This is a genomic window from Gilliamella sp. W8128 (genome assembly GCF_016100545.1).
Classification (GTDB): domain Bacteria; phylum Pseudomonadota; class Gammaproteobacteria; order Enterobacterales; family Orbaceae; genus Gilliamella; species Gilliamella apis.
The window spans coordinates 329,310-343,510 of record NZ_JACFSE010000002.1; the positions used below are offsets into that span (position 1 = coordinate 329,310).

The 14,201-nt window shown below is 34.5% G+C and carries 14 protein-coding genes and 1 rRNA gene; 2 read left to right on the plus strand and 13 right to left on the minus strand.

Going from position 1 to position 14,201, the window contains the following annotated elements; all coding sequences use genetic code 11:
- Positions 1 to 68: 68 nt before the first annotated feature.
- On the minus strand, positions 69 to 899 hold the full coding sequence (aroE, locus tag H3U97_RS03145) for a shikimate dehydrogenase (RefSeq protein ID WP_065613781.1): 831 nt from the start codon (positions 897 to 899) through the stop codon (positions 69 to 71).
- Between the two features lie 421 nt (positions 900 to 1,320).
- Between aroE and rpmB the strand changes: the two genes are divergently transcribed.
- Together rpmB and rpmG are read left to right on the plus strand one after the other, a co-directional pair.
- Positions 1,321 to 1,557 (plus strand): 50S ribosomal protein L28, encoded by a 237-nt coding sequence (gene rpmB / locus H3U97_RS03150; RefSeq protein ID WP_034884345.1) that lies wholly within the window; start codon positions 1,321 to 1,323, stop codon positions 1,555 to 1,557.
- Between the two features lie 15 nt (positions 1,558 to 1,572).
- A complete protein-coding gene (gene rpmG, locus H3U97_RS03155; RefSeq protein WP_034884348.1) occupies positions 1,573 to 1,740 on the plus strand; it encodes a 50S ribosomal protein L33 in 168 nt (55 codons plus the stop codon).
- 129 nt (positions 1,741 to 1,869) lie between these two features.
- Here rpmG and gltP read toward each other — a convergent pair whose 3' ends face one another.
- The 12 genes from gltP to rrf all read right to left on the minus strand — a co-directional run bounded on the left by gltP (position 1,870) and on the right by rrf (position 14,002).
- Complete coding sequence (gene gltP / locus H3U97_RS03160; RefSeq protein ID WP_165755077.1) at positions 1,870 to 3,180, minus strand: glutamate/aspartate:proton symporter GltP; 1,311 nt, start codon at positions 3,178 to 3,180, stop codon at positions 1,870 to 1,872.
- Between the two features lie 90 nt (positions 3,181 to 3,270).
- A complete protein-coding gene (gene gyrA, locus H3U97_RS03165) occupies positions 3,271 to 5,964 on the minus strand; it encodes a DNA topoisomerase (ATP-hydrolyzing) subunit A (RefSeq protein WP_198198054.1) in 2,694 nt (897 codons plus the stop codon).
- A gap of 97 nt (positions 5,965 to 6,061) precedes the next feature.
- Positions 6,062 to 6,640 (minus strand): SIS domain-containing protein, encoded by a 579-nt coding sequence (locus tag H3U97_RS03170; protein WP_198198056.1) that lies wholly within the window; start codon positions 6,638 to 6,640, stop codon positions 6,062 to 6,064.
- Positions 6,641 to 6,656: 16 nt separating this feature from the next.
- A complete protein-coding gene (locus H3U97_RS03175) occupies positions 6,657 to 7,037 on the minus strand; it encodes a YraN family protein (RefSeq protein ID WP_198198058.1) in 381 nt (126 codons plus the stop codon).
- Positions 6,991 to 8,859, minus strand: coding sequence for a penicillin-binding protein activator (locus H3U97_RS03180; RefSeq protein ID WP_198198060.1), 1,869 nt, complete (start codon positions 8,857 to 8,859; stop codon positions 6,991 to 6,993). The genes H3U97_RS03175 and H3U97_RS03180 overlap by 47 nt, the downstream gene beginning before the upstream one ends.
- A gap of 20 nt (positions 8,860 to 8,879) precedes the next feature.
- Positions 8,880 to 9,953, minus strand: coding sequence for a 23S rRNA (cytidine(2498)-2'-O)-methyltransferase RlmM (gene rlmM / locus H3U97_RS03185; protein ID WP_198198076.1), 1,074 nt, complete (start codon positions 9,951 to 9,953; stop codon positions 8,880 to 8,882).
- 52 nt (positions 9,954 to 10,005) lie between these two features.
- A complete protein-coding gene (locus H3U97_RS03190; protein WP_198198062.1) occupies positions 10,006 to 10,956 on the minus strand; it encodes a Kdo(2)-lipid IV(A) acyltransferase in 951 nt (316 codons plus the stop codon).
- Positions 10,957 to 11,194: 238 nt separating this feature from the next.
- Positions 11,195 to 11,989: a thymidylate synthase gene (thyA, locus tag H3U97_RS03195; RefSeq protein ID WP_065652097.1), complete on the minus strand. Its 795-nt coding sequence runs from the start codon at positions 11,987 to 11,989 to the stop codon at positions 11,195 to 11,197.
- Positions 11,986 to 12,855, minus strand: coding sequence for a prolipoprotein diacylglyceryl transferase (gene lgt / locus H3U97_RS03200; protein ID WP_065578250.1), 870 nt, complete (start codon positions 12,853 to 12,855; stop codon positions 11,986 to 11,988). Before lgt ends, thyA begins: the two co-directional genes overlap by 4 nt.
- The gene (rppH, locus tag H3U97_RS03205; protein ID WP_065578249.1) at positions 12,852 to 13,424 is read right to left on the minus strand and encodes an RNA pyrophosphohydrolase; all 573 of its coding nucleotides are present in this window, start codon (positions 13,422 to 13,424) and stop codon (positions 12,852 to 12,854) included. Before rppH ends, lgt begins: the two co-directional genes overlap by 4 nt.
- A 97-nt stretch (positions 13,425 to 13,521) precedes the next feature.
- Positions 13,522 to 13,698, minus strand: coding sequence for a YgjV family protein (locus tag H3U97_RS11560; protein WP_370545669.1), 177 nt, complete (start codon positions 13,696 to 13,698; stop codon positions 13,522 to 13,524).
- Positions 13,699 to 13,886: 188 nt separating this feature from the next.
- Positions 13,887 to 14,002: ribosomal RNA gene (gene rrf, locus H3U97_RS03215) — 5S ribosomal RNA — on the minus strand.
- Positions 14,003 to 14,201: the final 199 nt, after the last annotated feature.

A 14,201-nucleotide genomic window follows, 5' to 3' on the forward strand; every position in this document is an offset into this window, starting at 1 on the left:
ATGATGATTAAATACCTAAAACCTTAAAATATCGCTCCCATAAAATGAGAGCGAGGCTATTTATAATTTTATTTTCCTGCTAAGGCATCAATTACAGCTTGTTTTGCTTTCTCAGAAAGATCTTTACCGGTCCAAATTTTAAATTGGGCATTTGCTTGACCAATAAACATTTCTCGACCAGAAATTGATTCCCATCCCGCTTTTTCTGCTTCTTGTCTAAATTTGGTATTGTATGGTGTATATACAATATCGTATGCAATCCCTTTACCTTTAAACCAAGCTTGTTCGTAAGGTGTCTGATCTTCAAATTTGCCTTGCATACCTAGTGGAGTAGAATTGATAATAATTTGCGCTTCTACTTTATCTCTATCTTCCCATGCAATCGTTTTAAGATTAAATTCTTTAGCTAGTGCCTCTGGAAGATCAGTAACAATATCCGTTACCGTAATGTCGTGATAACCAAGGTCTTGTAAACCAACAACCGCAGCCCTAGCCGCACCACCAGCGCCAAGTAGTAAAACCTTCTTATACTCAGCAGGTAGTTTTTTTTGTGCTAATGGTTGCATAAAACCAATAATATCAGTGTTATCACCACAAAGTTTGTCACCATCCCAATAAACTAAGTTAGCTGCTCCCGCTTTTTTGACATGTTCGGTTACTTCATCTAAATAAGGGATAATAGTTTGCTTATGTGGAATAGTGACACATAAACCACGAATATTAAGTAATCTTACTGATTTAAATAAAGTAGCAATATCTTCGGGTGGCGTAGGAAATGGCACCAATACAGCAGGAATACCATAATCTTGAAATGACGTTGTATGAATAAGTGGGCTCATACTATGCCCTAGTGGATAACCGATAATGCCATAGATACTGTATGGCGTGAACTGACTCATACTATCTCCTTGAAAGTAAGAAAATTAGGCCTAACAGATAATATCTGAATTCAATAGTATTAAAACATATCTGTTATAAAATTAAATAGTTTTATATTGAACAACACAACATGAACTACGATATAATAGTTTTATATTGAACAACACAACATGAACTACGATATAATAGTTTTGCTAAAAATAACAACTCTCGGTATATTTATTTTTTTCAATTAGAAACTTATTTTTGTGCATAAATAAGATAATGCTTGAGAATTTACCTGTAAAAGCGTATACTTCGCTACCTCATTATTATGGGTGTAGTGTGAGAGGTGAGACTGCTTCTCAAAAGAACTGCAGCGAACTAAAAGCCTGACGAGGTTAATTCCATTAACATATTACGCCCTAGGCTTAAGCATAGAAATTTTGGAGAATTATTGACATGTCACGAGTATGCCAAGTAACAGGAAAAGGTCCTTTAGTGGGAAATAATCGTTCTCATGCGATGAATGCTACTAAACGTCGTTTTCTACCAAACCTTCAAACTCACCGTTTCTGGATTGAGAGTGAAAAACGTTTTGTAAAATTGCGTGTATCAGCTAAAGGTATGCGTACTATCGATAAAAAGGGTATTGATGCAGTTTTAGCTGAACTTCGTGCCCGTGGTGAAAAGTACTAATAAGGAAACCATATCATGGCTAAAGGTGTACGTGAAAAAATTAGATTAGTTTCTTCTGCTGGTACCGGTCATTTTTATACCACTAGCAAAAACAAAAGAACCATGCCTGAAAAAATGGAGATCAAAAAATATGATCCTGTTGTTCGTCAGCATGTTGTTTACAAAGAAGCTAAAATTAAATAGTTTTATCTAGCAATAAAAAACCCAGCTTAAGCTGGGTTTTTTTATGTTTTCAATAATCACATCATAAAATTTATTAAATTAGATGCATAAAAAAAGCTTCAGTTACCTGAAGCTTTTTAGAGTAAATTTCTATTTTAAATATTCTTGCTCATAGGCTCTTGCCTTTTTATCATCAAAGACATGTTCCCAACGCGCAATAACAATTGCCGCTAATGCATTACCAACAACATTAACAACTGTTCTACCCATATCTAAAATACGTTCAACACCCATAATATAACCGATGCCTTCTAGTGGAATACCAACACTACCAAGTGTTGCTGATAGAACTAAAATAGAAGCACCTGGTACTCCAGCAATTCCTTTTGAAGCAATCATTAATGTTATTACAATGATTATTTGATCTAAGATACTTAAATCCATACCAAATAACTGTGCTAAGAAGATAACCGTGATACTTTGGTATAATGTCGAACCATCAAGATTGAATGAATATCCAGTAGGAATAACAAAGCTTGTGATCGCTTTTGGTGCTCCATAGGCCTCCATCTTTTCAATGATTTTTGGTAATGCTGTTTCTGAACTTGCTGTAGAAAAAGCAATAACTAATTCTTCCTTCAATATTTTTAATAAAGTAAAAATATTGAATTTACATAGTTTACAAACTGCACCTAATACCACTAATGTAAAAATGATCATTGCGGAATACACAGTTAGAATCAGTTTTAATAGCGGTAGTAAAGAAGCAAAACCATATTTAGCAACAGTTACGGTAATTAATGCAAATACACCAATTGGCGCATAACGCATAATCATGTTGGTCACTTTAAACATAGTATCTGAAACTACTTTCAAAAAGAACACAAATGGTTCGCGTTGTTTATCTGGTAAAGACATTAAACCTAAACCAAAAAATACACAGAAGAAAATAACCGGTAAAACTGCGCCATCCGTCATTGCTTTAAATATATTTGCTGGAATCATGTCTAAAATCATGACAATCAAACCGTGAGGTTTGCCACTTAACTCTTCGGCTGCTTTAGTATATTTACTAATATCAGTTGTGGCTAAAGTTGAAGAGTCAATACCAGCACCGGGGGCAAAAACATTACCCCATAAAAGACCTAATAAAATAGCAATTGTTGTAATGATTTCGAAATAAAGAATGGTTTTAAATCCTAATGTTCCTAAACGTTTAGAGCCACCAATTCCAGCAATACCTAATGTCAGTGTACTAAGTATAATTGGTAAAACAATCATCTTAATTAAACGAATAAAAATATCACCTGCTGGTTGGAAAATATTAACAATTGAAAATTGGTAATATGAATGTAACGCATGATTAGGATCTGCTAGTTCATATAGAAAAGCACCAACAGCTACACCTAAAATCAAGGCAATTAATATTTGCCATGCAAGATTAGTTAAGATTTTTTTTATTAAGAAAGACATGTAATTCTATTCCTTTTCACTGTTTTAGAAAATAAAAAAGGATTAGTCTGTGTGGCTAATCCTTTTTTATAATTAAAATTATTGTTCGGATTCTTGGTTTGAATCATTACTATCCTCACTCTGTGGCGATAGTTCCGATTCAACATCATCCTCTGTTTCAGCAATTCTTTGTAATCCAACAACTTTCTCATTTTCAGCTGTTCGGATCAACGTAACCCCTTGCGTGTTTCGTCCAACAACACTGACTTCTGATACTCGAGTTCGTACTAAAGTTCCTGCATCAGTAATCAGCATGATTTGGTCGGTTTCTTCAACCTGCACTGCACCAACTACAGCACCATTTCGTTCACTCACTTTAATAGAGATTACGCCTTTCGTTGCTCTTGATTTAGTTGGATATAACTCTTGTTCAGTACGTTTACCATAACCATTTTGAGTTGCTGTTAAAATTGTACCATTACCACGAGGGACGATAAGTGATACAACTTTATCATCACCTTCTAATTTAATACCTCGAACACCTGTTGCTGTTCTACCCATACAACGGACTTTATTGGCCGGGAATCGTACAACTTTACCATTGGCTGAGAATAACATAATATCTTCAGTATTGGAAATTTGCGAGACCTCATCACCATCGTCAAGCTCATCAACAATAACATCATCATTGAGTTCTTCATCATCAACAGCATCTGCTGTTTCGTTACTGGTTAAATCAACACCAATTAACTCATCATCATCACGTAAGTTAATAGCAATAATGCCACCACTTCTCGGACGACTAAATTCAATTAATGAAGTTTTCTTAACCGTACCTTGAGCTGTCGCCATAAACACACAATGCTCATCATCAAATTCACGAACAGGTAGAATCGCTGTAATACGTTCATCTGCTTCCAATGGTAATAAATTAATAATTGGACGACCACGGGAGCCTCGACTGGCTTCAGGTAATTGATAAACTTTCATCCAATATAATCTGCCACGACTTGAGAAACAAAGAATCGTGTCATGAGTATTTGCAACCAGTAATTTTTCGACAAAATCTTCTTCTTTAATTTTCGTTGCCGATTTGCCCTTACCGCCCCGACGCTGAGCTTCATAATCAGATAACGGTTGGTATTTTACATAACCTTGATGAGAAAGCGTAACTACAACATCTTCTTGAGCAATAAGATCTTCAATATTGATATCCGCACTACTTGCTGTAATTTCAGTTCGTCTTGCATCTTGGAATTGATCTCGAACAGCTTCAAGCTCTTCGCGAATAACTTCCATTAGTCTTTCTGGACTCGCTAGAATATGTAACAAACCAGCAATTTGAACTAATAGTTCTTTATATTCATCAAGAATTTTTTCGTGTTCCAGTCCTGTTAAACGATGTAATCGAAGATCTAAAATTGCTTGGGCTTGAGCTTCAGAAAGATAATAATGGCCATCACGAATACCAAATTCAGGTGCTAAATCTTCAGGACGAGCGGCATCATTACCCGCTTTTTCAAGCATTGCCGCAACATTACCTAGTTGCCAAGCTTGCGATAATAATTTAGCTTTCGCTTCAGAAGGAGTCGCCGCAGCACGAATTAATTCAATAACAGGATCGATATTAGCCAATGCTATCGCTAAACCTTCCAACACATGCGCTCGTTCACGAGCTTTGCGAAGTTCATAGATAGTTCGACGCGTTACGACTTCACGGCGGTGAAGAACAAACGCCTCGATCATTTCTCGTAAGTTTAATAGTTTCGGTTGACCTTTATGTAAGGCAACCATATTAATCCCGAAAGAAACCTGTAGTTGAGTTAATGAGAAAAGATTATTTAAAACGACTTCGCCAACTGCATCACGTTTGATTTCAATAACAATGCGCATACCATCTTTATCTGATTCATCACGCAATGCTGAAATACCTTCAACTTTTTTGTCTTTAACTAGTTCAGCTATTTTTTCGATCAGTTTTTTCTTATTAACTTGATAAGGGATCTCATTAACAATGATCGTTTCACGACCACTATGATCATCTACTTCAATCGTCGCCTTTGAACGAATATAAATAATACCACGGCCAGTTCGATAAGCATTTTCAATACCTTTACGGCCATTAATTAAAGCAGCAGTAGGAAAATCTGGACCATGAATATATTCCATTAATCCATCAACAGAAATATTTTCATCCTCAATAAATGCTAAGCAACCATTGATAACTTCTGCTAGATTATGAGGAGGGATGTTGGTTGCCATACCAACAGCAATACCTGACGAACCATTAATTAATAAATTAGGAATGCGAGTTGGCAACACGTCAGGAATCATTTCTGATCCATCGTAGTTTGGTGAAAAATCTACTGTTTCTTTATCTAAATCAGTTAATAATGCACCGGCAAACTTTTGCATGCGAATTTCGGTATAACGCATTGCCGCCGCAGAGTCACCATCGACAGAACCAAAGTTACCTTGGCCATCAACAAGCATATAACGTAATGAAAATGGTTGTGCCATACGAACAATGGTATCATAAACGGCTAAATCACCATGTGGATGATATTTACCGATTACGTCCCCAACAACACGAGCAGATTTTCGGTAAGGTTTATTCCAATCGTATCCAGCTTCATGCATTGCGAATAAAACCCGTCTGTGAACAGGTTTAAGTCCGTCGCGGACATCAGGTAAAGCTCGCCCAACAATAACAGACATCGCATAATCAAGATAAGAGGATTTTAATTCGTCTTCAATATTGACGGGGGTTATTTCTTTGGCTAGTTCGGTCATAACACCAGGTTCTCTTATTAACTTAAATCTTAAAATAGTTCATAATTATAGCATAAAAATCGCTATTAATGCAGAACAAAACTGTTTTTATTTCAACTTATTCTGTATGAATAAACAATGTATTTTCAATTAATTGGCTTAAGCAGTTTAAAATCATTGCATGCATTTCATAAGCCATCACCTTTTTATAAGATGGAATTCTAATTTCAATATCATTTTGCCCAAGTAATCCGATCACTTCTCCACCATCAAATGCAGTTAAGGCAACAATTTTCATATCTTTAATTACGGCTTCTTGAACAGCACGAATAATCGAACGGCTATTCCCTTCACAAGTTGAAATAACTAAGATATCACCTTGTTGACCTAAAGCTTGAATTTGTCGAGCATAAATTTCTTCGTGATTAGATATCGCACTTAACAATACATTATCAGAAACTAATGCAATGGCCGGAATACTCGGTCTTTCAATATCAAGACTGGTAATTAACCGAGAGGTAAAACTTTGTATATTTGCAGCAGCTGAGCCATTACCACATCCCATAATTTTATTACCATTAAGTAATCCTTCAACGATAATATTAGCCGCTTTTTCAATTGAAGAGCCTAGAGATTCAGCCATAACAATTTGAGTTTGAATACTTTCAGTAAAATAATTTTTTATTAAATCTTGCACGTTTTTCACCTGATCATTAAAACGCATTAATTATCCATTTTTGACTTTTTCCCGTTATGGCAAAAACATCAAACCTAAACTCTGTATCTTCAATATTTAAGTTATTATTTAACATCCAAAGTTGAGCTGCCTTTTTAATTTTGTTTTGCTTAGTGAGCGAAATAGTCATTTCAGCCTCGCCAAAATTAGCATTTTTTCGATATCTAACTTCAACAAAAACAAGACAACTCTTATCTCGCATAACTAAATCAATTTCACCGATTCGATATAAGCTATTTTGATCAAGTAACACAAGTCCTTGATTGGCTAAAAATTGGCAAGCAATATGTTCATAATGCTTGCCGATATCTTTAGTTTTCGTTCTGTTCCGAGGACGATTGGGATGTAACATAGGCATATTGTTGCCATGCAAGTGTTCGAGTCACTTCACATTGATTACTGGTTGATAATTTACCAGTCATTCCATCTAAAAAATTAGGTTGATAAGAGTCTAATTGATTAAAACGATTAGCTAATCGCCACGCATCGATTCCCATAGCGTATAATCGTGTTAAAGAATAATCTTTTTGAATATTGCTAGGAATCACTGCCGTTGTCTTTTCTGATGAATTAATAATCAAAGGAATGTCAGAATATTCCGTTTGATTCATATCATAATAAAAGTCATTCGAAGCATTTGCCACATGACTTTTAGAACTTGAATAAAGCGCTATTGGTGAAGAGCCATTACCTACTGTCTTACCCGCCCCCATATCTAGCATTGGTTTTATCAAGGTTAATTCGTCATAAGATGCATAAATATAAATTGCATCAAATCCAGAAGAGGAACCATTTGAGGTCATTGAGGCTGAGCCATCATCACTATTAAATACAATCGGACTACCGGTTAAACTTATTCCACTACTATGATTAATATTGGCGCGTAAAGTATTTAAATTACCAACATATTGTACATAAGCTTGTGAGCCATTAGAAATTTGCGACCATTGCTTAGCAAAGCTTTGGGCTACACGCCTACCCAAGTCATTTTGTGGTATAACTAACAATGGCTTTTGTTTATTTTGAGCAAAAATATGGTCAGCCGCATCCTTTGCTTCATCTTCAGGAGATAACGCAAAAAAGCACATTTTGTTAGCGGAAACTGTTCCATCATCAACCTTATTCAATGCTAGAACTGGGATATTAGGTGCTAACTGCTTTATTTTACTCACTTCAGACTTCAATAATGGACCAACGATTAAATCGACATTTTGTTCTTGCGCTTGCTGAATTAAATTATCCATTGGTACTGACGTTGTATCTAAAACAATAACATTTTGTTGTGGTTCTTGAGGATAGAACTTAACTGCATCAACATATCCTTGACGAATAGTATTACCAAATATTCGAGAAGATCCATTCAGAGGTAATAGTAAAGCTACTTTTTTGGCATTCACATTATCAACCGCAAGTGTTTGTTCACCTGTTATAATCGCAACAATATTTTGTGCAGGATGATCGGGATATTTTGCAGCCCAATCCAAAATAGCTTGTTTTAGTTGATTTTTACGATTTGTATTTTTCGCTTCAAGCACTTCTGAACTATCACCGTCTTGAATAGAAATTTGTCTATTATTACTTTGATATGTATAACTTAAATCAATCCAACCTTTCAATATGAAGTCATTTTCAAGTACGGCAATTTTACTTAGTTGATTTGTCGATAATTTGCTAAAGAAATTCCAGGTATTATTTAAAATTTGTTTTTTTAATTTTTCAGGTGCAAATTTTTGTAAAGACAAATAATCATTCGCTTGTTCATTAATCTTTTTAGCTTTTTTGTCTAAGGCTAATTTGATTGAATAATAACGATATGATTGTGAATCATTTAATTTCTCGATAGATAATTGGCTAAGATTAAATGGTTGCCCTTTTCTAGTTGCTATTTCACCTTGAGATAACAATTGGTCTTTTTGTTGTTCTACATTAAGATTAGCTGGTAGTTGAGATAATAATTTATTTGCTTGAGAAAGTTTATTCTCGTTTATTAATGCTCTTATTGCCAATAACTGCCAATCGATTTTAGCACTTCCTGAGCTAGTATCTACCTGCGACAAATAATAATTGGAGTCTTTAGTTTCATCGTATTTACCGCTTTTTGATGAGCTAAGATGACATCCAACTAAAAGTGAAAATAATGCTAAAATAACAATAGCATAAAAGGATTGTTTTAATTTCATAACCATTCTCTTATAATTTCTCATCCCCAAATTCGCTGTACATGTACAGTAACTTCTTCACGATCATGAAAAAGTTGCTTAGCCTGAATTTGTACATTTATTTGGCTGTTATTTAGTTCTTCTATTAGTAATTGTAAATTTTGTTTTACTTCTTCATAACGTTTTTTCATTGGTAGTTTGAGATTAAAAATTGCCTCTCTACACCAACCATTAATTAGCCATTTAGCTATTAACTCTGTTACTTTGGCTGGTTTTTCAACCATATCACACACCAACCAATAAATATTATGCTTTTTAGGTATAAATTTAAAGCCATCTTCACGATAATGTTTAACTTGTCCTGTTTCCATTAATTTTTCATTCATAGGACCATTATCTATAGCATATACCATCATACTTCTTTTGACCAATTGATAAGTCCAACCGCCTGGACACGCTCCTAAATCAACAGCGTTTAAACCACCTTTAAGTCGTTCATCCCATTCTTCATAAGGAATAAAAATATGAAAAGCTTCTTCCAATTTTAATGTTGAACGACTTGGTGCATCAGATGGAAATTTTAACCTCGGTATACCCATATAAAAAGGAGAGTTATTTTGACTCAGAGAATAGCCAACATAACAGCTATTATTATTGATAAATAATAAATGAATAACTGGTCTAGATGGATTTTGTACTTTTAACAAAATACGTTTGTTACGTAATGCCTGGCGAAGTGGAACAGTAAACTTTCGGCAAAATCCTGCTAATTGTTTACCTTCATTAGTATCTACCACTTCAACACGTAAATCACCAGCTTTATCAACAATACCAGATAAAAAATTAATTATTGGCGTAATACGATCTTCTGTTGGTAAATCAGCCAATAATTCACCAGCAACAAACATTTGTCTGGCAAAAATAAGTGTTCGAAAAGGAATTTCTTTAATCAATAATTGAGCGTCACCATCTTGATAGCATTCAAATATCACATAACCGATGTTTTCTTTGACTTTGGCAAATCCAAATATCTCTTTTTGTGCGGCTCTATCTGTTATTTCTGCTGCACATTCTTTTTCAAATCCTGGTCGACAATACAAAATTATTTTGTTCAGTTTTTGCATATTCTTTCTTTCAATTATTTGAAAATATTATAAAGTTATCAAATTAATCTGATTGGACTTTATTTGTATATAAAGGCGCTTCACCTTTAGGTCGAGTTTTGAATCGTCGATGTAACCACATATATTGTTCTGGTGCTTTTAATATTTCGTGTTCAATCGCTTTGTTCATAAAAGTAGCCGCTAGCACATCATCATCTATAGGATAGCCTTTAAGCTCAGGTGTAACGTAAACAGTATAGTGCCCATTCTTTTCTCGTTTAGGGGTGAAAGGAATAATTGCAGGCTGACTTAATTTAACCAAAATTCGAGTTCCAATGGTCGTTGCTGCTTTTTCTACCGCAAAGAGTGGCGCAAAAACGCTATTCTTAGGACCATAATCATGATCTGGCGCATACCAAAGCAGTTCACCATTCTTTAAGGCTCTTATCATGCCTTTAGTATTATAGCGATCTAACATATATTTATTCGATTTTAAACGCCCTTTTAATTGTACATAATCCATAACAGGGTTGTCGTTTGGTCGATAAACACCTACACCTGGATGACTCATACCTAAAATACGTGCACCTAGTTCTAGCGTTAAAAAGTGAATACCAATTAATAAAACACCCTGTCCGGACTGTTGTATCTGAGTGATATGTGAATCACCTTTAATTGAAGAGTGTTTTTTAAGTCTTTTGTCGGACCAGAACCATGCCATACCAGTTTCAAATATAGCAAGTCCTGTGGAAATAAAATTATCTCTTAATATTTTATCTCGTTCTTGTTCGGATTTATCAGGAAAGCATAATTTTAAGTTTTGCCTTGCGGTCTCTTTACGCTTGCCAATTAATTTCATCGAAAGTAATCCTAAACCTTTCCCTAATTGATAAATAACCGGATATGGCAGTAAAACGATCAAATATAAAATAGAAATACCAAACCAGGTTAACCAATAGCGAGGATGTAATAATCGTTTTGTAAAAATAGGATGAATTTCTTGATTTTGACTCATATTAAGATTAAATAACCATTTAAACAAAGTTAGTCATTATATACCAATATCTTCAGTTATGCGGCAGAAAAATAAAATAATCAAAGATAACTAAACTTCTTATCATGAAGTTGTTTTAAAAGATTATATAAAAAAACACATATTAAGGATTAAATTGATTAATCCCTAATAATCAATTTTTACTTATAATTTAGAAAAAATATACCCTAAAAGAGTATTTCTCAAAATTTGTTAAGCTTTAAATTGCTACTGGCGCTTTTATTGCTGGATAAGGATCGTAATCAACAATTTCAAAATCTTCAAATTCATAATCAAAAATTGTAGGTGGTCTGCGTTTAATTACAAGCTTAGGCAATGGTTTTGGCTCACGGCTTAATTGTAAATGTGTTTGCTCCATATGATTGGAATACAAATGGGTATCGCCACCTGTCCAAACAAAATCACCAACTTCTAAATCGCATTGTTGAGCAATCATATGAACTAATAACGAATAACTAGCAATATTAAATGGTAATCCTAGGAATACGTCACATGAACGTTGATAAAGTTGACATGACAGCTTACCTTGAGCTACATAAAATTGAAACAGAGCATGACAAGGTGCTAACGCCATTTGATCTAGCTCACCAACATTCCATGCCGAAACTATCATTCTTCTAGAGTCTGGATCATTTTTAATTTGTTCGATTAGTTGCGAAATTTGATCTATTTGTCGACCATCCGCAGCGCCCCAAGCGCGCCATTGTTTGCCATAAACAGGACCAAGATCACCATTTTTATCGGCCCATTCATCCCAAATTGTTACTTTATTATCTTTTAAATAATTAATATTAGTATCACCTTTAAGAAACCAAAGTAACTCATAGATAATTGAACGTAAATGACATTTTTTTGTGGTCACTAATGGAAAACCATCTTGCAAATTAAATCGCATTTGGTGACCAAAGATCGATAAAGTCCCTGTACCTGTTCTATCCGATTTAGCCGTTCCTTCGTTTAAAATTTTTTGCATTAGTGATAAATACTGTTTCATTTTTTAATAGCCTTATTGTTAAATCTATATGCATATAAAAGCATCAAGATACCACCAATGATCATAGGGAGACAGAGAATTTGTCCCATACTGATTATATTTAAAAATAATCCTAATTGTTCATCGGGTTGTCTAAAGAACTCAATTATAAACCTAAATATGCCATAACAAACTAAAAATAGTCCTGAGACTGCGCCAACTGGACGAGGTTTGCGAATAAATAAATTTAAAATAATAAATAATACTATACCTTCAAATACCATCTCATAAAGTTGTGAAGGGTGACGAGGTAAAACACCGTTTAATTGGCTGTATAAGGAAAACCATTCCGGATTTGCTTGAACAAACATAAAATCAGCATGTGATGAAGTAGGGAATAACATACCGATTGAAGAATTAGTTACTCGGCCCCACAATTCACCGTTAATAAAATTACCAAATCGGCCAAACATTAAACCAAGCGGTACTAATGGAGCTACAAAATCAGCTACTTGCATAAAGGTCTTTTGTGTTTTTTTAGCAAAGATAGCAATAACACAAATGGCACCAATCAAACCACCATGGAAAGACATTCCTCCTTCCCAAACTCTGAATAGAATAGCGGGATCTTCACAAAATGCATCAAAATTATAAAATAATACATAACCTAATCGCCCACCAATAAAGAGGCCTAAAAAACCCCAGAACAATAGGTTTTCAACTTGTTGTGATGTCCAATTGCTATTGGGTTTATTAGCTCGACGTTTAGCTAAAAACAAAGCACCAAGCACACCAAATAGGTACATTGCACCATACCAATGTAATGAAATAGGTCCGATTGAGAAAGCAATTGGATCAAAATTGGGAAATTGTAAAAATTGATTCATTTTTTAATACGCTGTTTATTTTTTCGTTTGTGAGCAAAGAAGTTAAACCGTTTTTTCTTAGAAAGATTTGTTACAGGTTCTTCTACTTCAGATTGTATAGTAAATGCAGGCAAAGAAAACTCCTTCATTGCTTTGCGATATACATCACGCTTAAAAGCAATAACCTGTCGTATAGGATACCAATAACTTACCCATTTCCAATCATCAAACTCAGGAGTTGAAGACATATTTAAATTAATAACTGACGTATCAGAAATTAATTCTAATAAAAACCACTTTTGTTTTTGACCGATACATACCGGCTGATTATCCCAACGAATCATACGTTTTGGTAATTTATACCTTAACCAACCATTGGTAACCGATAAAATTTTAACGTCTTTAGGTAGTAATCCTACTTCTTCATTTAGTTCACGAAACATTGCCTGTTCTGGCGTTTCATTAAGTTTTATTCCGCCCTGAGGAAATTGCCAAGAGTTTTGCCCATAACGCCGAGCCCAAAGCACTTGACCATACCTGTTACAAATAACTATTCCTACATTTGGACGGTAGCCATCATTATCGATCACTGACTACCTCAAAAAATTTATTTTTATATTGTTGAATTGTTTCATACATACAACAATAAATAAATAGGAAAATGATACTAATAGAATAAATATAATATCATACAGTCGATTTTGGTGATAATTTAATAATTGTCATAATAGTAATTATCGTGAAGGTAACCTCTATAGCTAAACTACCTAAAGAGCCTATCCATAAGCTATATATTATCCATAAAATACTATTTAGTAATATTAACAATCGTATATTATGTTGTTCAACATCCAAATAATACAATTTAACAATTAATTACGGGATTGTTGTATATTTTTCAATAAAATCAGAACCCAAAAACTGATACAGAAAATTTAGATTATCCATTGTCTACTATTCAGGGAAATAACTCTGAAAAATAATTAACAAAAATACATTAATCCTAGAATGCAAAAAAGCCCAGCATCGCTGCTGGGCTCGTATATTTAAAAGTCTGGCGGCACCCTACTCTCACATGGGTAATACCCACACTACCATCGGCACTACGGCGTTTCACTTCTGAGTTCGGCATGGGGTCAGGTGGGACCACCGCGCTATTACCGCCAGACATATTCTGTCTTCTCTTCTCTCAATTGCTGCGCATTATCTCATATCCACATCAATCGCTCAATCCGGAACAAACTGTTCGATTATCTATTAATCTATCTTTATCTTCGCGTATCCAAAACAACTCCGAGTTGTAAGGTTAAGACTCTCGGTTCATTAGTATCAGTTAGCTCAATGTATCACTACACTTACACACCTGA